The organism is Candidatus Palauibacter sp. (genome assembly GCF_965208055.1).
Classification (GTDB): domain Bacteria; phylum Gemmatimonadota; class Gemmatimonadetes; order Palauibacterales; family Palauibacteraceae; genus Palauibacter.
On the sequence record NZ_CBDBNY010000004.1, the window covers coordinates 2,453,346 to 2,475,994 of the forward strand.

17 protein-coding genes are annotated in these 22,649 nt (G+C 68.9%); 9 read left to right on the forward strand and 8 right to left on the reverse strand.

Features of this window, described 5'->3' with window-relative positions; genetic code table 11:
- Nucleotides 1-81 precede the first annotated feature (81 nt).
- Nucleotides 82-1,347 carry a 6-bladed beta-propeller gene (locus ACOGXI_RS10935; RefSeq protein WP_419938878.1) on the forward strand — a complete coding sequence of 422 codons (1,266 nt, stop codon included), beginning with the start codon at nt 82-84 and terminating at the stop codon, nt 1,345-1,347.
- On the opposite strand, the gene ACOGXI_RS10940 is transcribed toward ACOGXI_RS10935, so the two are convergent.
- The 6 genes from ACOGXI_RS10940 to ACOGXI_RS10965 all read right to left on the reverse strand — a co-directional run bounded on the left by ACOGXI_RS10940 (nt 1,344) and on the right by ACOGXI_RS10965 (nt 9,849).
- Complete coding sequence (locus ACOGXI_RS10940) at nt 1,344-2,666, reverse strand: 6-bladed beta-propeller (protein ID WP_419938879.1); 1,323 nt, start codon at nt 2,664-2,666, stop codon at nt 1,344-1,346. The two genes, ACOGXI_RS10935 and ACOGXI_RS10940, sit on opposite strands and share 4 nt — an antisense overlap.
- A gap of 97 nt (nt 2,667-2,763) precedes the next feature.
- A complete protein-coding gene (locus tag ACOGXI_RS10945; RefSeq protein WP_419938880.1) occupies nt 2,764-5,028 on the reverse strand; it encodes a TonB family protein in 2,265 nt (754 codons plus the stop codon).
- Between the two features lie 4 nt (nt 5,029-5,032).
- Entirely contained in the window at nt 5,033-5,443 is a 411-nt protein-coding gene (locus tag ACOGXI_RS10950) for a BlaI/MecI/CopY family transcriptional regulator (protein WP_419938881.1), read from the reverse strand.
- A gap of 150 nt (nt 5,444-5,593) precedes the next feature.
- Entirely contained in the window at nt 5,594-8,611 is a 3,018-nt protein-coding gene (locus ACOGXI_RS10955; protein ID WP_419938882.1) for a BTAD domain-containing putative transcriptional regulator, read from the reverse strand.
- A gap of 197 nt (nt 8,612-8,808) precedes the next feature.
- Nucleotides 8,809-9,534 carry a carboxypeptidase regulatory-like domain-containing protein gene (locus tag ACOGXI_RS10960; protein WP_419938883.1) on the reverse strand — a complete coding sequence of 242 codons (726 nt, stop codon included), beginning with the start codon at nt 9,532-9,534 and terminating at the stop codon, nt 8,809-8,811.
- Between the two features lie 9 nt (nt 9,535-9,543).
- Nucleotides 9,544-9,849 (reverse strand): NifU N-terminal domain-containing protein, encoded by a 306-nt coding sequence (locus ACOGXI_RS10965; RefSeq protein WP_419938884.1) that lies wholly within the window; start codon nt 9,847-9,849, stop codon nt 9,544-9,546.
- 134 nt (nt 9,850-9,983) lie between these two features.
- Between ACOGXI_RS10965 and ACOGXI_RS10970 the strand changes: the two genes are divergently transcribed.
- The 6 genes from ACOGXI_RS10970 (at nt 9,984) to ACOGXI_RS10995 (ending at nt 19,246) form a co-directional block, all read left to right on the forward strand.
- On the forward strand, nt 9,984-12,779 hold the full coding sequence (locus tag ACOGXI_RS10970) for a PIG-L family deacetylase (RefSeq protein ID WP_419938885.1): 2,796 nt from the start codon (nt 9,984-9,986) through the stop codon (nt 12,777-12,779).
- Nucleotides 12,780-12,782: 3 nt separating this feature from the next.
- On the forward strand, nt 12,783-14,594 hold the full coding sequence (locus ACOGXI_RS10975) for a sodium:solute symporter family protein (RefSeq protein ID WP_419938886.1): 1,812 nt from the start codon (nt 12,783-12,785) through the stop codon (nt 14,592-14,594).
- Entirely contained in the window at nt 14,591-15,985 is a 1,395-nt protein-coding gene (locus tag ACOGXI_RS10980; protein ID WP_419938887.1) for an alpha-galactosidase, read from the forward strand. Before ACOGXI_RS10975 ends, ACOGXI_RS10980 begins: the two co-directional genes overlap by 4 nt.
- Entirely contained in the window at nt 15,982-17,154 is a 1,173-nt protein-coding gene (locus tag ACOGXI_RS10985; RefSeq protein ID WP_419938888.1) for a hypothetical protein, read from the forward strand. Before ACOGXI_RS10980 ends, ACOGXI_RS10985 begins: the two co-directional genes overlap by 4 nt.
- A gap of 361 nt (nt 17,155-17,515) precedes the next feature.
- Nucleotides 17,516-18,739, forward strand: coding sequence for an aminotransferase class V-fold PLP-dependent enzyme (locus tag ACOGXI_RS10990; protein WP_419938889.1), 1,224 nt, complete (start codon nt 17,516-17,518; stop codon nt 18,737-18,739).
- A 114-nt stretch (nt 18,740-18,853) separates the two neighbouring features.
- The gene (locus tag ACOGXI_RS10995) at nt 18,854-19,246 is read left to right on the forward strand and encodes a hypothetical protein (protein ID WP_419938890.1); all 393 of its coding nucleotides are present in this window, start codon (nt 18,854-18,856) and stop codon (nt 19,244-19,246) included.
- 37 nt (nt 19,247-19,283) lie between these two features.
- Here ACOGXI_RS10995 and ACOGXI_RS11000 read toward each other — a convergent pair whose 3' ends face one another.
- Together ACOGXI_RS11000 and ACOGXI_RS11005 are read right to left on the reverse strand one after the other, a co-directional pair.
- Nucleotides 19,284-20,141 (reverse strand): FAS1-like dehydratase domain-containing protein, encoded by an 858-nt coding sequence (locus ACOGXI_RS11000; protein ID WP_419938891.1) that lies wholly within the window; start codon nt 20,139-20,141, stop codon nt 19,284-19,286.
- 17 nt (nt 20,142-20,158) lie between these two features.
- A complete protein-coding gene (locus ACOGXI_RS11005; RefSeq protein WP_419938892.1) occupies nt 20,159-21,322 on the reverse strand; it encodes an acyl-CoA dehydrogenase family protein in 1,164 nt (387 codons plus the stop codon).
- Nucleotides 21,323-21,441: 119 nt separating this feature from the next.
- Here ACOGXI_RS11005 and ACOGXI_RS11010 point away from each other — a divergent pair, with 119 nt between their 5' ends.
- Both ACOGXI_RS11010 and ACOGXI_RS11015 read left to right on the forward strand, forming a co-directional pair.
- Nucleotides 21,442-21,978 carry a thiamine pyrophosphate-binding protein gene (locus tag ACOGXI_RS11010; RefSeq protein ID WP_419938893.1) on the forward strand — a complete coding sequence of 179 codons (537 nt, stop codon included), beginning with the start codon at nt 21,442-21,444 and terminating at the stop codon, nt 21,976-21,978.
- On the forward strand, nt 21,978-22,649 hold the full coding sequence (locus ACOGXI_RS11015; protein WP_419938894.1) for a thiamine pyrophosphate-dependent enzyme: 672 nt from the start codon (nt 21,978-21,980) through the stop codon (nt 22,647-22,649). The genes ACOGXI_RS11010 and ACOGXI_RS11015 overlap by 1 nt, the downstream gene beginning before the upstream one ends.

A 22,649-nucleotide genomic window follows, 5' to 3' on the forward strand; every position in this document is an offset into this window, starting at 1 on the left:
TTTGTCGAGTTGGACGCTTACTTAGTCTGACGCCGAGAACGTGGCCCGCGTCACAGCGCGGGACCGGGTGAGGAGGGATTCTTGATCAGCGCGACGGTGCACGAAAGACGCCGGGCACAGCTCTCTGCCTTGCTGGGCTGGCTGTCCGCGTGCCTGTCCGGGTGCGGCGGCGCGGCGGATCGGGGAATGTCCGAAGCCGGGCCGTCGGTGCGAGCTGCGATCATCCGGGACTCGGCGGGATTGGAGCTTGTCACCGTCGAAGTAGCAGCCGCTTCCCTCCCCGAATGGGTGCTGGACACCGTCCTGGTCACGATCGATGGCTCTTCTCCGGATCTGTCGAGCGTCCTCGAAGCCCTGTGGTTGAGCGACGGACGGATCGTCATTCCCGATCTGAGCACTAACCAGTTGCATGTTTACGGTTCATCGGGCGCCTATCAGCGAAGTTACGGAGGTAGCGGGGACGGCCCGGGAGAGTTTCGCCGGATCCGTTCGGCGATGGCCGCACCGGGAGACACGATCTCCGTGTTCGACTTCACGGACGGCGCGGACGGCACCCTCCAACTATACCATCCGGATGAAGGCTTCCTGCAGTCGGTTGCTCTGCCCGCGACCGCTGGGGAAGGTAGCAGACTCCAAGGCTGGAGTTGGGGTTCCGGTAGTTACGTCGGTCTCCTGGAAGATCGCGAACCCATGACGCGCGTGGCGCCGGAACTGCATCGCTGGCCGACTTCATCGGTTCTCGAACTGTTCAGGGGTGAGGCCGTCGCGGCCCCCGTGGTCCGCTTCCCGGGGAGCTATGCGGGCTTCCACGACTCGGGGATGGACGTGAGGCTGCCGTTCACGCATCGGCCGGTTGTCCTCTTCGGATCCGGCAGGCTGCTGTACGGGACGGGGCAGCGCTTCGAACTCCTTGAACTCGACCCGTCCTTTGCGCTCCGGCGGATCATCCGCTGGCCGTCGATGCGAGAGCCGCTGGAAGATGAGGACTTGGAGCAAGCTCGATCGGAATGGCTGGCGCCCCGGGAGGGGGCGGCCGATCCGGAATCCCTGCGGATGATGCTCGACGTGATGTTCGCGCCGGAACTGCTCCCGGAAAACCGGCCCGCGATCGGGAAGGCGCTCTTCGACGACGAGGGCCGGATCTGGGTCGCCCGTTTCGAGCCCTTCGTGTTCGTCGAGACGCTCTACTATGTGCTCGAACCGAACGGCGAACCCTTGGCGCAACTTCGGATCCCCGCCGAGAAGCGGGCGTTGCTGTCGGGAGTCCGCGATGACCACGTCCTGCTCGCCGGCAAGGATGCTTTCGACGTTCCGAAGATCGAGGTCGTACGGATACGGAAGCCCTAGCTTCCGGTCTCCATTTGCGTGCCCGGCGCCAATTGCACCACGCGCACGATCGGGTAACCCAGGTCGTGCGTGTCAACGTAGGCCATGAGGCCGTCCGGACCGAACGCGTCCGGGATTCGGAGCCCCCCCGGCTGGATCGTGCCCAGGTATCGGGCGTCGGTCGTCACGATGTCGATCGCCCCCTCCTCGTTGGGTAGCGGGGTCCGCGCCACCCACAGGCGATCGTCGGCGTCGACGGCCAATGCTTCGATTGCGGGGATGGCCTCGGCGAACGTCATCCGCTCGACGCGGGCCCGGAGCGCCTCTCTCAACTGGCTCGCGAAGTCGTCAGGCATACGGATGTCCGGGCGCCCCGCAATGGATAGAGTCGATGGGTTCCGACTCCGCTCGAGTTCGGCCAGCCGGCGCTCCCGCTCCGCATCCCGGACTGCGTTCGTCACCGGGGTCGGGGACAGCGGCCGTTCCAGAACCTCTCCCACCGTACCGTCCTCGCCGATCAGCTTGATCCGGTATCCTGCGGAGTCGACGACGGCGAGTCGGCCGTCCGAGAGCGCAGCATAGTGCAGCCCGGGGTCGAACGCCCTCACGGGACTGAGATTGAAGGAAAAGCTGCCTCCGCCGGCTTCCGCTCCGTCTCCGGTGGGTGGCGGCGGCTCCCAGGCCGTGTAGAGCAGCTTGCGAGTACCATCCGGCCAATAGCGGGCGATGGGACGTCCGGCTTCGTCTCCCGTTCCGCCGACGGAGCTGCTTACGGACATCGTCTCCGCCGTTCCGCTGACCACAAACTCACGGTCGGTGATGATGCTCCCGTCCGAGAGCCACGCGCCCACGCCGGCGGGCGCACCCTGTGTCGGATCGAAGGGCGCCGATTCCGCGTATTCGCCCTCGGGCGAGAAGAACTGAATCCCGTTGCGCGCGCCGTCGAACACGGCGAGACGACCATCGGCGAGCAGGAACATCGATGCGGGCTGCGTCAGTTCGCCCGGGCCTTCGCCCTGCCGGGAGATGGTTCGAAGGTGGGCCCCGTCCCGGTCCAACACGACGACGTGCGCCGCCTGTTCGTCCAGGATGAAGAGATCGCCTGCCGCACTGAAGACCAGGTCGGAGATGGACCCGAAGACCTCCCAGTCTTCCCCATCCAGAGCGCCGGCGATCCAGCGGGATTCATACGCGGGAGTGATCGTGAAGTCCGGGCTGTTCATGGCCGCCGACCCGCCGGCGGGGGCCCCGCCCTCGCCATCGCTCCCGCACGCGGCCAGGAGGCAGAGGCTGGCGCCGGACAGGGGATGACGCGAATGACGCCAGGTTGGGTGGATCATGGGTTCCCCTCCGCGGGCGGTGCCGTCTTCCGCTCCGAGGGAAACCGTCACCTCGCGGATGGTTGCGCGGCGGGCCCCGGGGCCCGCCGCCTCGCGCTTAGATCACGTGGAACGTCACCCACTGGGAGATCCGGGCGGCAGTCGGCTCATCGCGGTTGCTCGCGGGCCGGAATCGCATCTGCTCGACGACTTTCGCGGCGGCGCGGTCCAGCGCTTCGTTGCCGCTGCTCGTCTTGACTTCGTAGTTGACAACGGCGCCCGACGGGTCGACGTACACCCACATCTCGACCCGGCCACCGATACCCGCTTGCTTCAGGTCGCTCGGATAGGCTCTCTCGAGCACCTGCTGGATCTCCCCAACATTCTGAAGAACCGGGGCGGTGTCGTACGGGGCGAAGATCGGCTGGTCCGCCGGGGCATCGCCGTCCGCGGCGCCGGCCTTCGTCGTGATTTCGATCACGCCGTGACGGGCCCTCTCTCCGTAGGCCTCCTGAGCGGCGCGACCCTTCACCACCTCAACGTGATCGATGTCGAGTTCGCCAAGATGCGATAGCCCCGCGGCGTCGGAGATCACGCCATCGATGACGATCAACGGATCCGGCATGTTCTCAGGACGGGGCACAACCCGGACCTCCAATAGGCCATCCCGGTCGACATCGTCGAGGACCCCCGTGGCAACGATGTCTTCGATCTCAAGACCACGGTCGGTAGCGATCCGTGTTCGGGAGAGTTCCCCGTCTTTCACGCGGCTCAGGGTAAGGTACGTACGGGCGTCCTCCGTCGGATCGTCTTCCGCGGCCCCACCCTTCGTCGTGATTTCGACCACACCGTTCCTGGCACGCTCGCCGTACATCTCGACGGCCCGATCGCCCTTGACGATCTCGACATGGCCGATATCGAGGGCCTGGAGGTCTCCCAGGCTCGTGCCCTCGGATTGAATGACTCCGTCGACGATGATGAGCGGCGCTTCATCCGTTGCCGGCCTGACAAGAGCATCCGGGGCCCCGTCCTCGTCAACGTCCAGCACCTCGAAGGTGACCCACTGGGAGACCCAGACATCGGTCGGCTCGTCACGGTTCATCGCGGGCTCGAAGCGCATCGTCGCGACCACATCGGCGGCGGCAGCGTCCAGAGCGTCGTGGCCGCTGGGCGTCTTGAGTTCGGAGTTCCGGACCACCCCGGACGCGTCGAGGTACAGCCACATCTCCACTCGTCCGCCGATTCCCGCTTCCTTGAGGTCCTGTGTGTAGGCCTCCATCAGCGCGTCCGACACCTCCCCGGCGTTCTGAAGAACCGGAGGCCTGTCGTACGCGATGAAGGACGGCCGGTCTCCGCGCGCCATGGCCTCCTCGCCGGGCCCCAGCGGAGGCGCCCATTCGCTGGATTCGGACGGCGGTGTCACCGTCGCGGCGGGCGGTTCCGGCGCGTTCACGGAAGTCTCGGGTCCGGGGCAGCCGAGCACGAAGAGGACGGCGACCATGACCACCCCCGAAGCGCCCAGCGTTCGGAGCGGACGCATGCTGGCCGCCGGCTCGGTCATGCGGCGCAGGCGTCGTTCCACGGCCGGCTTGCGTTCGGCGAAGGCGGCTGCCGCGAGCAGCGGGCCGGAGACGCGGCTGCCCACGGTGAGGAGGGCGTCCGCGTAGTCGCGCGGCGACTCCCCCCGCCGGAGCACGCGACGGTCGCAGTCGAACTCGATCGCGAGCCGCAGCCGGGACACCTGCCACCATACGAGCAGGTTCCAGGGCATCAGCACGAGGGCGGCGACCGCCGCGGCGAAGAGCCGATGGTCGCCGGCGCGCTGATGCTCCCGCTCGTGGAGAAAGACGAGGCGGAGCAGCCTGTCCTCGAGTTCGGGGATCCACCTCGGCATCACGACGATCGAGCGGCGGATCCCGACGACGGCCGGTCCCCGCTCGTCGGAGATCATGACCGGCGATCCCGCGACGTGGCCCGGCGTCCATGTCCGCATCTCCGACCGCAGCCGACCGTAGATCCGTCCCAGATAGCCGACCATGGCGGCGATCAGGAGCAACCAGCCCCATGCCAGAACCGTTCCCACGGCCGCCGCGTCGAAACCCCCACCGGCCTCCGCGGCCGTTGCCGGCAGTTCCGGCGCCACGGCGACGATCGCCAGATCGCTCGACCCGACCGCCGGCGCGGCGGACGACACCTCGAAGCCGGGGAGGAGTCCGGGAGCGAAGAAGGCGACGACGGGCACCGTCACGGATCCGGCGATCGCCGCGAACCACGCCCAGCGCACGGGCTTGCGGAAGTGGCCCAGCGCCCGCTCCGAGGCGAAGGCGGCCAGGGCGAGGAGTCCCGAAATCAACAGGCAGTATCCGATCCAGGCGATGACCATGTCCCTACTCCTTCGAGCTGAGGCGTTCGTCCACCAGACCGCGCAGGTTCTCGAGGTCCTCCTTCGAGAGCGCCCGGTCGGAGACGAGGTGCGTGAGCAGCAGTTCCGGCGACCCCTGGAACATCTTCTGAACCAGCCGGCGCACCGCGCTCGCCCCGGCGCATTCCCGCCCGACGAGCGTGTGATAGCGGTAGGCCTTCCCCTCCTGGGTGTGCCCCACGTACCCCTTCTCCTCCAGCGTCCGGAGGATCGTGAGCACGGTGGTGTAGGCCAGCTCATCGCCGAGGCGTTCCTGCACCTCCGCCACGGTCGAGGCCCCTCTCTCCCAGAGCACCGCCATGAGGTCGAGTTCCCGAGTCGTGAACTTGATCTCCACGAGACCCGTCCTTTCGTCCCGAACCGTCAGCGTCGCCACCCGCGGCGGCCGGCCGTCGTCGAAGCGACGGGGCCGAGCGCGGCATCGTTCCCGACTGAGCGTAAACGCGCCGGGGCGCCGCTGTCAACTAGGTACGTAGTAGAAACGTCCGAAGGAACTCGATCGGGACATCGGGGCGGGACGCCCGGGTTACGCGCGCAACCAGTTGTGTGCGAAACGCACGAACCAGGAAGCGCCGGCGGACCGCAGGAAGCCGCAGGCCTCGCGTTGATCGCCGGGCCGGTTGGGTGAGGAGTACGTGCCGGCCAACACTCTCAGCTTCTCGGCGCTCAGCCTGTCTATCTCGGCTGTGTGATCCGCAGCTTCGATGAGACCAGCGACGGTGGCCTCGTGGTCGCGAGTCCCCATCGCCGCCGCACGAAACCAGGTCACCAGGTAGAGGTCGTTCTCCCCCACCCCATCGGAACCATCCCCTATCCGTTCGAGGCAGGCCTCCACCTCGCTCTGATTGTCATCGGTCATCGCCAGGAGGCCGGTGAGTGCCCATGCCTGCGCCCCGAACGGATGTTGACCCATGTGCCCGGGACACCGGAGCAACCGCTCCATGTACTCTCGGCAGAGGGCATAGTCCCCCTTGAAGAAGACGCACTGCGCCTGATTCAGCAGGGCATGGGCTCGGGCTTCGGGTGGACTCTCGAGCGCCTCGTCCATTTCGCGGCAGCGATCGAGTTCATCGAGCGCCCGCTCGAAGTTGCCGAGTTCCAGCAGCACCGCGCCCAGGTTGTTGAGGTTCGCCGACTCGTGGCGGTTCCCGTCGAGGGACTCGGAGGCGTCTTCCAGAAGCCGGAGGGCATCGTGGAGACGCGCGCCTCGCATCGCCACCCAGAACTCGGCGGCAGTGGCGGCCCTGAAGCCCTCGTAGCCGAGCCAGTTGAGCTTGTGGCGGCAGGTCTCGAGCACCAGGCGAGCCTCCGTGAGACCGCTTTGACCTCCGACCTGGTGGAAGAGGAGCCGAAATGCATCGCACCAGACGCCCGCGTGGCGGGCATCCTCCTGGACGATCCCTCGGAGATGCGTGCGGATCCTCTCGAGACCCGGCTTCCCGGTGCGCCGGAGCGTAGCATCCGTTGCCTCGAGTACGACCATCTGCACGGTCAGCGCGCGGATGAGGGCCGGGTCGGTCGCGTGCCCGCGAGCCTCCGCCAGATTCCGTCGGTGCAGACCCGTCGCGAGTCGGTCTCCCGACGCCACCGCCGCCCGCGCCAGCGCCAATTGGACGTGGCTCAGGTCGTTCCCGGTGTCCGCGACAGCGGCAATCTGGTGCAGCACGCCCGCGGCCCGTCGAAACCGGCCTCGCTGAAACTCGGCTTCCGACAGGAGGAAGCCGGAGCGCAGACGCTCGGCTCCGGCCGTGGCATGCTCGAACGCCAATGCCGCCGCCTGACCCGCGACCGGCGACCGGCCTTCCCGCAAAGCCCGCTTCGCGACCTTGCAGGCCAGACCGAAAGCACGGGAGGACTCTCCGGCCGCGGCGAGTTCGGAGGCGGCCGCCGCACGCGCACCCAGACCGGCGTTCTCAAGGGTTCGAGCCGCTGCCAGGTGTACCTTCGTTCTCTCGTCCGGCTGCAGATTCCACGCGAGTACGGCGCCGGCCAGCGGACGGCTCAGCGTCCATTGGTCGGTATCGGAGTGTAACCAGCCCTTGGCGCGGAGTCCTTCAAGAGCCTCCCCGCTCGAATGTCCGGCCACGATTACATCGGCGTGGGCGCGCGCCGCGCGCGTGAGCAGCGCCAGCGTCGTCGCCAGCCGTCCTTCACGGTGCGAGAGCGCGGTCAGTTGATCGCCGACGAGCGACCGAACCTCGGCGGACCGCTCATACGCCAATCGTCCGCCCGATTCCCGGTCGCTGGCTGTCGCAGGGCTGAAGTTGTGACGCATCCACGCCCTGAGGATCGCCCGAGCCAGAGCCGGATTGCCTCCGGAGAGCCTCGCGCTCTCGACCGCCTGGGGAGGACTGCAACCCGTCTCGGTCCCCACAAGCGACGCCGCGCACGCTTCGGTGGTGAGTGGATCGAAGTTGATTACGAAGTCCACCAGACGGGCGGCTTCCGCCTGCCGAGCCACCTCCGGGTCCGAGAAACCGACGATCATGGCGCCTGATGGATCTGCTGGATCTGCGGTCCGCATGACCTCATCCACGGCGGCCCAATCCCGAACATCGGCTCTGATCACAATGAGCCGGGTCTTTCGCGGGTAGCGGCGCAACTCCGACGCCAGCGTCTCTCGCGTCCCTGCCAGGTCCGGCGGAAGCCACTGCACCAACCCTCCGCCGCTGTAGACGAGTCCGGCAAAGTTCCGCACGACCTCTTCGCGCCCGAGACCGCGCTCACCGGCCAGGACCAACCGTACGGGCGCGGCGCGGGATGCACGGAGAGCGACCCTCAGTTGGCGGAACTCTCCTCCTCGATCCGACATCCGCGGTTCGTGGCGCTCGCGGACGACCGGAGGCGCGGCGTCAAGCTGGCTCCGAGCCCACGCCGCCGTTTCCGTCAGCTTCGTGGCGCCGGCGACCCACCCGCATTTCTCCAGTGCTCCGTAGTATGCAAGGGCGGAGGCGTAGTCGCCCTTCATGCCCAATGCACGCATGAGAGTGCTGTGCGCGTGCTCGTCGAACTCGTTTTGCCTCACGAGCCGGAGCGCGGCCAGACACGTCCGGTCCCAGTCGCCGCTCTCCTCGGCGGCTTGTTGTACGTTCTTCAGCGCCATGGCGACCAGAACGCGGCAACGCTCCCGTTCGCCGTCCAGCCAGCGCTCGAACTCGTCGGCTCCCAGGTTGAGCAGGCCGGGGGCGAATTCTCCCCGGTACAGATCGATGACGGTCTCGTGGTCCCTGTCCTCGAACGCCCGTTCGAAAGCATCGAGTTCGTACGTAACCCGCTGCGGTATGAGCCGGACCGTGTTGACGTCCACCGTGATCACCGGACCCATGGACGACCGGATGTCGTAGAGTGCCTGGCTGAGCGAATGTCGCGCCTTCTTGTCGCGGCTGTCCCAGAGCAGATCGGCGAGCTTCTCCCGCATGTGAACGGTTCGGGGGTGCGCAACGAGATAGAGCAGGAGGCCCATGTGCTTCCGTGACCGCAGCGGGATCCTCGTCCCGCGTGCGTTCGAGGCCGCGACCTCGCCGAAGCAGTGCAGCGTGAGCATGTTCTTCTCCCCTCGAGGATCGACGTGGCGCCAGCGGTTCTGTCGCCCCAAAACTACTTACGAGGGAGATATGTACTGGGTATCAACACGTTGCGCCACAAGATGATACGAGGTGTTGGACCGACTTTTTCAAGCGCACGCGCACCCCCCTAAATGGGGGGAATGGAGAGGGGCGGCAGCTGGCTACTTCGTCCAGATCACAACGGCGCCGCAGCGAGAATCGGAGCCGGAGAACTCGGCCGGGAGTCCCGCCGCCCCACGTAGACCTCCAGCCCGGCGATTTCGGCCGGCAGGACCAGGTTGTTGAGTGGCTCGGGAGGCGGCCTGCTGCTGAAGGGACCGTCTCCTGCGGCGCGGCTCCAGCGTTCTTCGCTCCCTCGAACTACGAGGTTGCCGTCGAGGTATACGTTCAGCTGGCACTCCTCATCCGAGAATCCGGTCGAGGCCCTCGTGCTGTACAACCTGCAGCCGCGTCCCTGGAGGTCGCAGTTCGCGAGCCGAACGCCCGGGGCGTCCGCGACCATGTGCGTGATGCGGAGGGGCGCCCGGCGCTCGATGTCCGCCGCCGTGAAGTACGTGCCGTTACCGGTCAAGTCTCCCCAGTACCTGCGTTCGTAGAAGCCGTTGACCTCCAGGCGGCGTGGTCTCGTCGCGGTCGCGACCAGCGGCTCCAACTCCACGGGGTCCGGCGACAGGCCGATGTCGACCTCTGTGGTGAGCCCCCATGTCACGGTGACCGGGTACGTCAGCGCAGCGTATCCGAGGTGCCGCACCGAGAGTTCGTGCCCCCCGCCGGGGAGCCCACTGAGGGCGAAGCGGCCCCGTCGGTCGCTGGCGACCACCTCCGGGCGACCCGTGATGGAGACCGCTGCCGTGGCGACGGGCTGATCGGTCCGTGCATCTCGAAGCGGCGAGAGTTGCACGGGGAAGGGCTACAGGGGGGGCTGGATTTCGTCCGGGGCCGCGAGACCCTCGTGGATCGCCTCCTCGACCTCGTCGAGCATGTCCGGCCACTCGAGCGCGGGGTTCTTCGTCACGGTGATGAAGTTCTCGACGATGAGGAGGGCGCGAACCCCGTCCACCTCGAACAGGCGGGCGGCCAACGGGTCCTCGGCGGCGGATTCGGGATCGAAATAGCTTCGGCTCCCCTCGCCCGGGATGTCGCGGTCGAGCACGAACTTCGCCGCGTGCGGATTCGGGGTTCCCTCGACGGTGATCTGGATGCCGGGGTCTGTCATCGGGTCCGGAGTTGGTGGCGGTGGATGCGATCCGTTTGAGTATCGGCAGGCTGGGCCTGCTCGCAAGGCCTCCTTGCCCGGACTTCCGCCCGCGGGCACGATGCGAACGCGGACCCACCGACCCTGGATGATCCATGATCGCTCACAGGCAACGCGGACTCGGCGCCGTCCTTCCGGTGGCGGCGCTGGCGGCGCTCGCGGGGGCCACCGCGGCGGCGGCGCAATCGGGCCCCGCCGGGCGGGCGCCGGATCGCGTCCTCGCCTTCCCCGCCCCGGTCGGAGAGGAACGGCTGGACGTGGACCGCGGGGCCATGGGCGCCTGGCACCGCATCCGCAAACTCGCCACGACGGCCAGCCTGCTCCACGTCACCGCGCACCCGGACGACGAGCACGCCGGCATGCTCGCCCTGGCCAGTCGGGGGTGGGGCGCCCGGACGGCGCTGCTCAGCCTCAACCGCGGCGAGGCCGGGGCGAACGCGATCGGCCCAGAACTCTTCGACGCCCTCGGCCTCATCCGGACCCGCGAACTCGTCCTCTCCGGCCGCTACTACGGTCTGGACGACCTCTACTTCACGATGGCGGTCGACTACGGCTACTCGAAGTCGGTGGACGAAGCCTTTCGAAGCTGGGACCGCGAGGCGGTGCTCGAGGACATGGTCCGCGTCATCCGCCTCAACCGCCCGCTCGTCGTCGTGAGCCGCTTCCACGGGTCGACGCGAGACGGGCACGGCCACCACCACGCGGCGGGGCTGCTCACGCCGGAAGCCGTCGCCGCGGCCGCGGACCCGACGCGCTTTCCGCACCACATCACGGAAGAGGGGCTCCGGCCGTGGCGGGTCCTCCGCACGTTTCGGGGAGGGGTTCGAGTCGGCGAGCCCTACGATGTGGAGGTGAATGCGACCGGGCTGAGCCCCTGGCTCGGCGACACCTGGCAACGCTGGGCCAGCCGGGGTCTCGGCCTGCAGCGCTCCCAGACGGCGGGGCGCGTGCGGGCGGGGGGTGGCCGCTATTTCTACGAACGCCTCGACGGAACCGGCGATGGGGCGGGCGCGGCGACCGGAATCGGGGATTCGTTCTTCGCGGGGCTCGACACGACGCTGAGGGGGCTCCCGGCGCTCCTGGACGAGGCGGCCTCTCGGGAGGTGGATTCGCTGCTCGCCGAACTGGACGGCCTCGTCGGCGGGGTGGCGGCGGCGTTCGACTTCCGCAACCCGGAGGGCGCCGTTGCCGACCTGGCTCGGGGGCTGGGATGGCTCCGGGCGGCGATCGCCGCGACGCCCGCCGAGTCCGAGACCCGGTTCCACCTCTCGCTGAAGGAACGACAGTTCGAGGAAGCCCTTCTGGCGGCGAGCGGAACCACCGTGTCCGCGGAACTTGTGGGCGGCCCGACCGGCAGCGGCGAGGCCGTCCTGACGCCGGGCCAGCCCGCCGCGATCCGCCTTCGGATCGAGCCGCCGGAATCTGCGGAGGGCGCCGGGGTCGCGGTCCGGATCGTGAGCCGCGGCGGCGAGTCCTTGACGCCGTCGAACCGGGTCGCCCTCCAGCCGGATGGCTCGACGGAGCCGCTCGAGGTGCGGGTTCCGGCTACGCCCGCCGCACCGTACTTCGGGCGCGGGGACGTGTCGGAGAACCACTACCAGGTGTCCGACTCGGCGGACCTGCACCTCCCGTGGCGGCGTCCGGCGCTGGCGGCGGAACTCGAACTCGCCATCGGGGGACGCGTCATGGCGCGCACGGTGCCGGTGACGGCCCCCGTCGCGCGTCTGCCCTACGGCTCCGTGACGCGGACGGCGGAGACGCTGCCCGCCCTCTCCGTTTCCCTGACTCCGGGCGTGCGCATCGTGCCCGTGGACGGCGAGGGCAGCGGCAGCGGCTCCCCGGGGGAACCGGCCGCGACGCCGCTGGAAGTGCGAGCGCGGGTCGTGGCGAACGCGGCGCCGGTCTCCGCCACCGTTCGTCTCGAGCTGCCGGAAGGGTGGAGCCTGATCTCCGGCGCTCCCGGCACTCCCGGCACTCCCGGCACCGTGGAGCACGAGTTCCGCAGTCCGGGCGAGACCATGGACGCGGCGTTCTTCCTCACGCCCCCGGCCGGCTGGCGAGGCGAAGCGGAGATCGCGGCCGTGGCCCGCGCGCGGGGAGTGGACTATCGCCGCGGGTACCGGACCATCGAGCACCGGGACCTGCCGCTCGCGCGGCTGTGGCGCCCCGCGCGGACCACGGTGCGGTCCGTGGGCGTCGCCCGGCTCGACGGCGTCCGGGTCGGCTACGTGATGGGGGTCGGCGATGAAGTCCCGGCCGGGATCGAGGCGCTCGGCGCCACGGTCGAACTCCTGGACGAAGCCGCTCTCGCGGAGCTGGATCCGGCCGTCGGCGCGGGATCCGGCGGGGAGGCGGGGTTCCACGCGATCGTCGTGGGCACCCGCGCCTACGCCGTGCGCGAAGACCTCGTCGAGCACAACCAGCGCCTCCTGGAGTACGCCCGCCGGGGCGGGCACCTCGTCGTCCTCTACCAGACGCAGGAGTACGTGCCCTCGGCGATGGCGCCGTATCCCGCGTCCCTCCCCCGAGGGGCGGAGGAAGTGTCGGAGGAGGACGCTCCCGTCCGCCTGCTCCGGCCCGGCCACCCGTTGATGGCGGCACCCAACCGCATCGCCGAAGCCGATTTCGACGGGTGGATCGAGCAGCGCGGCTCCAAGTTCTTCTCCGACTGGGATCCGGCCTACACGCCGCTCGTGGAGACGCACGACACGGGCCAGACCCCGCAGGAAGGCGTGTGGCTCACGGCCCCAGTGGGCGAGGGGCGCTACACCTATCTCGCGCTGGCCCTCCACCGGCAGTTGCCGTACGGCGTGCCGGGCGCCTACCGCATCCTCTCCAACGTCCTCACGCCTCGCGCGGCATCGACGCCCGCGCCCGATGGGGACCGCTGACGGGTGGCGCTGACCACGCTCGACTGGGTCGTCGTCTGCGTCTACGGCGCGATCGTCCTCGCCATCGGGTTCGGGTTCGCCAGGCGGGCGAGCGGCAGCATCGAGGACTACTTCATCGCCGGCCGCTCGCTTCCCTGGTGGCTCGCGGGCACGTCCATCGCGGCCACGTGGTTCGCGACGGACGCCCCGCTCGCGACGGCCGCCCTCGTGCGCCGGCAGGGGGTGTACGGCAACTGGCTGTGGTGGTACGAGGCGGCGGGGATCCTCATGCTGACCTTCTTCTACGCGCGCCTGTGGCGGCGGGCCGGCGTCCTCACGGACGCGGAGGTCATCGAGATCCGCTACGGCGGCGCCCCGGCCCGCGCCCTGCGCTGCTTCTCCGCGGTGTACCAGGGACTCCTCAAGAACGCCGTCGTCATGGGCTGGGTCATGCTGGCGATGGTGAAGTTCAGCCAGGTGCTTTTGGGGTGGGACCCCGCGCTGACCCTGACCGTCTGCATCGGACTCGCGCTGGCCTACACGGTCGCGTCGGGACTGTGGGGCGTCGTCGTGACCGACCTCCTCCAGTTCGTCGCCGGCATGCTCGGAGCGATGACCCTGGCCGGGATCGTGCTCACGCGCTTCGGCGGGCCGGCGGCGATGGCAGAGGCCGTGCGCAACGTTCCGGAGGCGCCGCCCGGCGCCCTCGATCTCGTGCCGTCCACCGCGACCGCGTCCTCGCTCGAGATCGTCTCCTTCCTGTGCCTCATCGGCGTCCTCTGGCTGAGGAGCGGACAGGGCGATGGCTACGTGGCCCAGCGCCTGTTCGCGACGCGGGACGAGCGGCAGGCCGTGAAGGCCTCGCTGTGGTTCGCCTTCGCGGGAACGGTGCTCCTCACCTGGCCCTGGATCGTGGTGGGACTCGGGTCGCTCCTCGTCTTCCCGCCGGGGACGATGGAGCCGGCGCTCGCCGCCGACCCCGAACTCGCCTATCCGATGATGATCCGGGAACTCATGCCGGCCGGGCTCAGGGGGCTGATGGTCGCCACCTTCCTGGCCGCGTTCATGAGCACGATGGACACGCACCTGTGCTGGGGGGCGTCGTACATGGTGAACGATGTCTACCGCCGTTTCTGGCGGAGGGACCGCTCCGAGCGGCACTACGTCGCGGCGTCGCGGATCATGGTCGTGGTGCTCGCGGTGGTCGCCGCGGGCGTGGCGTGGCAGCTGGACTCGATCCAGCGAGGGTGGATCTTCATCATCGAACTCACGGCGGGGGTCGCGCTCGTCTGGCTCCTGCGCTGGTACTGGTGGCGGGTGAACGCGTGGGCCGAGATCGCCGCCATGGCCGGTTCGGTGCTCCTGGCCAACGGGCGCCTCCTGCTCGGCGCGCTCGAGCCGGTCCTGCCCGCCGCGGCGATCCGGGCCGTCGACGGCTTCTACGCGCCGGAGATGGACCTCATCCGGGGGGTGATCATCCTCGTCGCGTGCACCGCGCTCTGGCTGGGCGTCGTGCTTGCCACCCGGCCCGAGTCGGACGAAGTGCTGGACCGCTTCTACCGGCGGGTGCATCCGGGCGGCTGGTGGGACCATGTCGCGGAGCGCACCGGCGTCCGCTCCGCCGACCCGCCCGCGAGCCGCATGTGGCCGGGGTTCCTGCTCGGCGCGCTCTTCGTCTACGCCAGCCTCCTCGGCATCGGACACCTGCTCACGGGCCGAGCCGGCACGGGCTTGCTCCTGCTCGCCGTGTCGCTGGCGGCGGGCGCCATCACCGTCCGGATCGCGCACGCCGACACCCCCGCAGCGCCCCCGGGGGCTTCGGGGACGTCACCGTGAACGACGACCTCGGGATCGTCCTCGTCGGGGCCGGCAGCCGCGAGTTCGGCCCCGCCTCCATCCGCGACCTGCTCCTCAGCGATCCGCTCTGTGAGCGGGCATTGAGCCTGGTCCTCGTCGACATCGACCCCTCGGAACTTCCCCGCACCCGGGCGTACGCGGAGGCGGTCGCGGAACGCCTGGACCGGCGTGTCGCCGTGTCCGCGACGACGGATCTCGAAGCCGCGCTTCCCGGCGCCCGCGCGGTGGTCCTCGCCATCGAAATCAACCGCTACTTCTACTGGGCCCAGGACTTCCACATCCCCCGCATGTTCGGCTCCTCCCAGATCTACGGAGAAAACGGCGGGCCGGGCGGCCTCTTCCACGCCCTCCGCAACATGGGTCCCGCCGTCGAGTTGGCGCGGGCCATGGAGGTCCACTGCCCCGAGGCGTGGCTCGTCAACTACACGAACCCGCTCACGAAGCTGTGCGAAGCCCAGACCCGGCTCTCGTCGGTACGCGTCGTCGGACTCTGCCACGGCGTCTTCCACGGGATGGAACAGATGGCGCGCCTCCTGGAACTGCCGGTGGAGCGCCTCGAAGCCCGGGCGAGCGGACTCAACCATTTCAGCTGGTTCGAGTCCGTGCGCGACCGCAAGACCGGCGAGGATCTCTACCCGAGACTCCGGCGCCGCGAGCGGGAGGCGCACTGGCTCCACGACTGGGACGAGATCGCGCTGAGCCGGATCCTGTTCCGGGTCTTCGGCCGGTATCCCAGCCCCGGAGCGAACCACATCGGCGAGTACCTGGGCTGGGCGCGGGAATTTCTCGGCAGCAGCCTGCTCCAGTTCTTCTACGACCCCGCGCGGGGCGCGCCGTGGGAGACGGGCGAGACGCCCACCTGGCTCTACAACCTCGGCGAGAATCCGACCAACGTGCCCGCGTTTCCGGAGTCCCCGCTTCCCCGCGTGCGGGACGACGGCGACGAGACGGGCCGGGAAGGCGAAGTCGGAGCCGCCGGGGAACTGACGCCGTCGGGCGAACTCGCGGTCCCGCTGCTGGAGGGAGTCCTGTGCGGGATCGACACCCGTCTCGACGCGGTGAACGTGCCGAACCAGGGATACGTGCCGGGCCTGCCCGACGGCGCCGTCGTCGAAGTCCCCGCCCGCGCCGACGCGAGCGGGCTGCACCCCGCAGTCATGGAACCGCTGCCCGAGGGGATCCTGGGACTGCTCAGAACCCAGACGTCGATCAACCGCCTCGTCGTCGACGCCTTCGCCGACGGTTCCCGCCGGACGCTGCTGCAAGCGCTGTTGCTGGACCCGACGACGACCTCCTACCGTGCCGCCGTCCACATCATCAATGAGATGTTCCGGCTCCAGGGGGATGTGCTGCCCGAGATGGAGTGGTGACCAACCGAGCCACGGTCTCAGGGGCGTGCGCCCGTCGTGTCGGCATCGCGTTGTTCGCCGGCGGGATGTTCCTGATCCCGGGCTGCGGCTCCGAGTCCGGCGAACGCGTGACCGCGGACGCGGCGGGGCCGACTCTCACTCCCGTCGACAGCATTCCACTGCCGGAAGGCGACACGCTGTACATCGGCAACCCATACGCTCTGGTCGTCGACCCCTTCGACGGGTCCTTCCACATATCGGACATCTTTTCGGCACGGGTCCTCAGGTTCCGTAGAGACGGCGGTCTGATGCTCGTGTACGGACGGCCGGGAGAGGGGCCGGGAGAGTTTCGCGGCGGGCCCGGAGCTCCGATGCTCATCGACGATTCGACCGTAGCCGCCCAGGCCACAGGGTCGCGGCGCGTGAACGTCTTCGACCGAAACACCGGAGAGACCATTCGGGTTGTGGACTTTCCCGCGCTGGGCGGCATCACTCCCCCGGTGGTGATCGGCGAAGACGTCTGGATGACCGATTTCGAGCTCCAGCGCGAAACGTCGGTGACTCGTTGGCGGCCGGCCACGGACGAATTCGCGAGCATGGGCGGACTCCCCCAGGAATACGTCGCCTCGCTCAGCACCGACAACTGGTCCTATGCGAGCCTTTTTCGGATCGGTTCTCTTGCGTACGCCGACGGACGGTTCGTGCAGGGCTGGTCCGGATTGGACGAGATGTTCGCCCTGAACCTGCGGGGCGAGGTGGTGGACACGGCGGCCATCCCCGTGGCGAGGAGAAAGGGCGTCCCGGCCGATCTCAGGGAACGCATCGACATCGAGCACATGCCGGGCCGCGAGCAACTGGAGGGCAGTTCGCGACTGCGCCAACTTTTTCCGCGGCCGGGCGGCGGCTTCCTGTTCACCCACCACGACCAGACGGCACTGAGGATGCGACCGATGCCGGTGCTCACCGCGAAAACGTGGGTCGGGATCCTCTCGCCAGACCTCTCACAAGCGTGTGTGGACACCCTCGTGCCGCACGACTTCGAGATTCGGCCGATGGAGACCTTCCGGGGGGACACGCTGTTCGTCCTGGACCGGCGCATCGACGATTCGCAGCAGCTTCAGACCTGGATTCTGATGTTTCTGGTCTCGGACGAGGAGTGCGACTGGTTGAGCACACGGCCCGGAGCTTAAGGATACGGACTTCGAAAAGCGTCTGGCCGTTGGCAGCATCCCGATCCCCCTCCACCCGACTCATCCTGTCCCGCGGGCCGACGCCGGGGCGCCGGGTTGTCAGGTATCCCGTTCCTACCAATTGTAGGATGTCCACGCGCCGCAGTCGGTCGACGGGCACGCGAGTCGGACCCGGAACGGCGAGTCGTCGGAGCGGGGCGCCCGGTGTTGCTCGACGCAGCGCACCATGCGGGTCTCGCACCGGGGGCAGTCCGGTTCGCCCCCGGGACCGGCGTGCTTGCGGTCGCGCCGTTCGAGCGTCCGGCCTGCCTCGAAATCGAGAAGCGGCCCCTGCTGCGGGGCGGATTGCGACGGATCATCCATGGCGAAACAGGATATTCGGGCCGAGCTCGGATCGGCCAGCCCGGCGGTCGCGACCGCGGTAGCGGAGTCCGCGCTGCCGCTCGACGATCGCATCGACGAGTTGAGGGGCCAGTTCCCGATTCTCTCCCGCAAGACATACCTCAACTCCAACTCCCTCGGCGCGCTCTCTCTCCGCTCCGTCGAGGAGCGCCGGCGCTTCGAGGATCTGTGGCACGAGATGGGCGCGGGCGCCTGGTATGAGATCTGGGTCGCCAAGCTCGAGGAAGTCCGGACGCAGTTCGGTCGGACCATCGAGGCCGAGGCCGACACGATCGCGCTCATGTCGAGCGTCTCGGCGGCCGTGTCCGTCGTCTGGGGAGCCATCGCGGCCCGCCTCCGCCGCACCGGCCGCAACAAGGTCGTGCTCACGGAACTCGACTTCCCGACGGTCGGCCATCACTTCCTGTCGCAACGGGCGAACGGCCTCGATGTGGAGATCGTGCCGAGTCCCGACGGGATTCACGTCCCCCTTGAATCGATTCGCGCGGCCGTCGACGAGCGCACCGCGCTGCTCGCGACATCGCATGTCTTCTTCACGAGCGGCAACACCCAGGACGCGGCCGAACTCACTCGCATCGCGCACGATGCCGGGGCGTTCATTTTACTGGACGCCTACCAATCAAATGGACAACTCGCGATCGACGCCGGGGCGCTGGGGGTGGACTTCCTCGTCGGCGGGGCGCTCAAGTGGCTGTGCGGCGGACCGGGCATGGCCTACCTCCACGTGAACCCCTCCGTGCGCCTCGATCCGGTCACGCTCTCATGGTTCGGTGTTGAAAACCAGTTTCTTTTCGACATTCGCGATGCGACCCCTCGCGCGGACGCCAGGCGCTTCGAACTCGGAACCCCCGCCGCCGGCGTCGCGTACACCGTCGCGGGCGGCCTGTCCATCGTTCTCGAGTACGGCATCGCGACGGTTCAACAGCGTAACCGGTTCCTGGCGAACGATTTGCGGGAGAGATTGTCGGATCTCGACTACAGGCTGCACCAGGCCTCCGATCCGGCGGCGCGATCCGCCCTCGTCCTCGTCGAGCATGCAGAAGACGCGGCCGCCGCCGTCCGTCATCTGGCCGCGCGCGATGTAATTGTCGACCATCGCGGACCCCTGGTTCGATTCTCGCCCCACTTCTACAACACGCTCGAGGACAACGAACGCGCGGTGGCGGCTCTGGCCGAGATTTGACGCCGTCCGCTCCCCGGTGCGGACGCCACTCGGCGAGAGGTAAAGCGATACGGTAAAGGACGTGCGACCGGGACCGGTCGTGTATTTGGCCCGTAGCCGGAAAGGGAGGAACCGATGGAAGACCTCACGCGGGCAGTGGAAGTGTTCGTGTCGATCAACCTCATCGCCCTGGGGGTGTCATACCTCCTGCGTCCGGCGGACTGGAGGGCGTTCATCGAGCACCTGCAGTCGAAGGGTGCGGCCGGCAGCCTGACGGTCGCGTTCCTCGCCATGGGCATCGGATCCTTCATCGTCGCGTTCCACAACGTGTGGGGCGGCGTGCCGACGATCCTCACCGTGTACGGCTGGTTGGCGCTGGCGAAGGGGGGCTTCTACGCCCTGATGCCCGGGCTCGCGCAGAAGGGGATGGAGACGGCGCTGGGGATGGGCGCCGGGCTGTGGCGGGCCGGCGGCGTACTGGTCGCGGCAGTCGGTATCGTCGTCCTCCAACACGCCCTGCAGGGGTAGGAAGCGGCTCCTTCCAGGCCCCAACCGGTGGCGGCCGTCAGGCCAGCGTGGCGTCGGCGGACATCGCGACGGCGCCCGTGTCGTCCAGCGCCCTCAGGTCGACCTGGTTCTCGGCGCGGCGGCCCTGAACGGTGATCCGCCGGTCGACGAACATCGGACGGCGGGCCCGGAAGGCCAGCGTTCGCAGCGGCCGTCCGGAGCGCCGGGTCGCCAGATCCGCCAGCAGGAGCGCCGTGAGCGGCCCGTGCACGACGAGATCGGGATACATCTCGACATCGCGCGCGTAGTCCCGGTCGTAGTGGATGCGGTGCGCGTTGAAGGTGAGCGCCGAGAACCTGAACAGCATCGCCGCGTTCGGCGTCACGGACTCCGACCACTCCATCTCGTCCTCGGGACCTGCAACGTCCGGCAGCACGAGCGGCTCCGTGGGCCGCTCGAGGAAGACGAGGTCCTGCGCTTCGCTCACCTCGCCTTCGGCGCCCGAGATCCGGTGCTCGACCGTGACCAGCACCAGCGGCCCGCTGCGGCCCTGCTTGGGCGTGACCGAACGAATCGTCGAGCGGCGGCGGAGGCGCTCTCCGATCCGCAGGCTCCCTTCGAAGGCGATCCGTCCGCCCGCCCACATTCGGCGGGAATACGGTAGCGCCGGCAGGAAGTCGCCGCGTTTCTGGTGGCCGTCGCCGTCGAGTCGGCTGCCGGGCGCCAGTTCCCGGCAATACATCCAGTGGAAGAGCGGCGGGAGGGAGTCTCCCTCGCCCAGCGCCCGCGGGTCCCGGTCCAGCGTGGCCAGCATGGCACCCGCGAGCGTGACGGAGGCCCGATCCACGACCTCCTCGGTGCGCCCGACTCCGCCCGCCTCTCCCCCGATTCCCCCGATTCCCCCGATTCCCTCCATCGCCGGTCCTCCCCGCGTCAGAAGGACTTCGGGAGACCCAGGACGTGGGTCGCCACGTGGGACAGGATCAGATTCGTGGAGATCGGCGCGACCTGATACAGCCGGGTCTCGCGAAACTTGCGTTCGATGTCGTACTCGGTGGAGAAGGCGAACCCCCCGTAGGTCTGCATGCACATGTCGGCCGCGGCCCACGAGGCGTCGGACGCGAGGTACTTGGCCATGTTCGCCTCGGCTCCGCACGGCGCCCCGTCGTCGAACAGCGAAGCCGCCCGCTCCACCATGAGCGCCGCCGCCTCCGTCTTCATGTGGGCTTCGGCGATGGGGAACTGGATGCCCTGGTTCTGCCCGATCGGGCGCCCGAACACCTCGCGATCCTTCGCGTATTCGGCGGCATGCTCCACAAAGAACCGCGCGTCCCCGACGCACTCGGCCGCGATGAGCACGCGCTCCGCGTTCAGCCCATCGAGGATGTAGCGGAACCCCCTCCCCTCCTCGCCGATGAGATTCGCCGCCGGCACGCGCAGTCCGTCGAAGAACACCTCGGTGGTGGAGTGGTTGATCATCGTCTCGATGGGCCGGATCGTGACGGACTGCCCGACTTCGTTTCGCAGGTCGACCAGGAAGACGGACATCCCCGCGGTGGGTTTCGCGCTCTCCTCGCGAGGCGTCGTGCGCGCGAGCAGGAGCATGAGATCGGAGTGTTCGGAGCGGGAGATCCAGGTCTTCTGCCCGTGAATCACGTAGGCATCGCCATCGCGCTCGGCCATCGTCTCGATCCGGGTCGTGTCCGTACCGCAGGTCGGCTCGCTCACTCCGAAGGCCTGCAGACGCAACTCTCCCGCCGCGATTCGGGGCAGGTAGCGCCGCTTCTGCGCCTCGCTGCCGTGCCGGAGCAGAGTGCCCATGATGTACATCTGGGCGTGACAGGCGGCCCCGTTGCACCCGGTGCGCTGGATCATCTCGAGGATGACGCACGCCGCCTTGAGGTCGAGTCCGGCGCCTCCGTATTCCTCGGGGATGAGCGCCGCGAGATATCCCGCCTCGGTCAGCGCATCGATGAATGCGGTCGGGTACGCGCTCTCGCGGTCCCGGTCCCGCCAGTACTCGCCCGGAAAGCGCTCGCACAGACCGCGAACGCCCTCCCGGATCGCCTCGTAGCCGTCTTCGTCGCGCGCGAACATTCTCCGAGGGTACGAGCTACGCGCGGCCCCGGCGATGGCTCCGGCGATGGCTCCGGCGCTGGCTCCGGCGATGGCTCCAACGATGGCTCCCCTGGAAGCCGCACCGCATATTGCGGCCGATGACCTCGAGAGACGGCGGCGATGACTGGGGAGCGGAAGTATTCGAAGCGCTCCGAAGACTCGGGATCCGGCATGTCGCGACGGTGCCGGACGCCGGTCTCGGGAGGTTTCTCGAACTGTGCGAGGCGGACCCCGGGATCCGGCTCATCACGCTCACGACGGAGGAGGAAGGGATCGCCGTCGCGTGCGGCACGTGGCTCGGCGGCGAACTCGCGGCGGTCGCCATGCAGTCGAGCGGGGTCGGCAACATCGTGAACATGCTTGCACTCCCCAACGTGTGCCGGATTCCGTGTCTCCTCCTCGTGTCCATGCGCGGCGAAGCCGAGGAGCGGAACCCGTGGCAGGTCCCCGTGGGGCGCGCCGTGCCCGACCTCCTCGCCGCCCTCGACGTGGACGTGTTCCGTCCGGAGGCCGCCGCCGGGGTGGCGCCGGCGTTCGCGGAAGCCGCCGCGCGGGCGCGGGAAACGGGACGCCCCGCCGCCGTACTCGTCAGCCAGCGCATCATCGGAGCGAAGTCGTTCGTGAGCGGAGACTGATGCGCGACACGACGCCGGACACAGGGCTGGACACAGGGCTGGACACAGGGCTGGACCGGCGCGCGCTCGTCGCCGCGATCCTGGACCGGCGCGGCAATGCGGCCGTGGTGGCGGGACTCGGTTCTCCGGCGTGGGATTGCCACGCGGCGGGCGACTCGTCGTTGAACTTCTACTTCTGGGGCGCGATGGGCGGGGCGGCGATGCTGGGGCTCGGCGTCGCCCTCGCGCAGCCGACCCGACGAGTGCTCGTGGTGACCGGGGATGCCGAGATGCTGATGGGGGTGGGGAGCCTCGCCACGATCGCGGCCCAGGCCCCCTCCAACCTCGCCGTCCTCGTGCTCGACAACGAGGCCTTCGGCGAGACGGGGCGTCAGGCCGGGCTCACCCGAAAGCACGCGGATATCGCCGCGATCGCGCGCGGGGCCGGCATTGGGGCCGACAGTGAGGCCGACAGTGAGGCCGGGATTGGGGCCGCCTTCACGGTCGGCGGCGACGTCGAGGAGGGGTCCCCAGGGATGGACATCGACGCGCTGGCGGGCACGCTGTTCGAGGCAGAAGGACCGGTGCTGTGCGTCGCGAAGGTCGCTCTCAGCGCTGAACCGGGTTCATATCCGCCGCGGGACGGGGTCCTGCTCCGGGACCGTTTTCGGGCCGCGCTTGCCGGTGCCTGA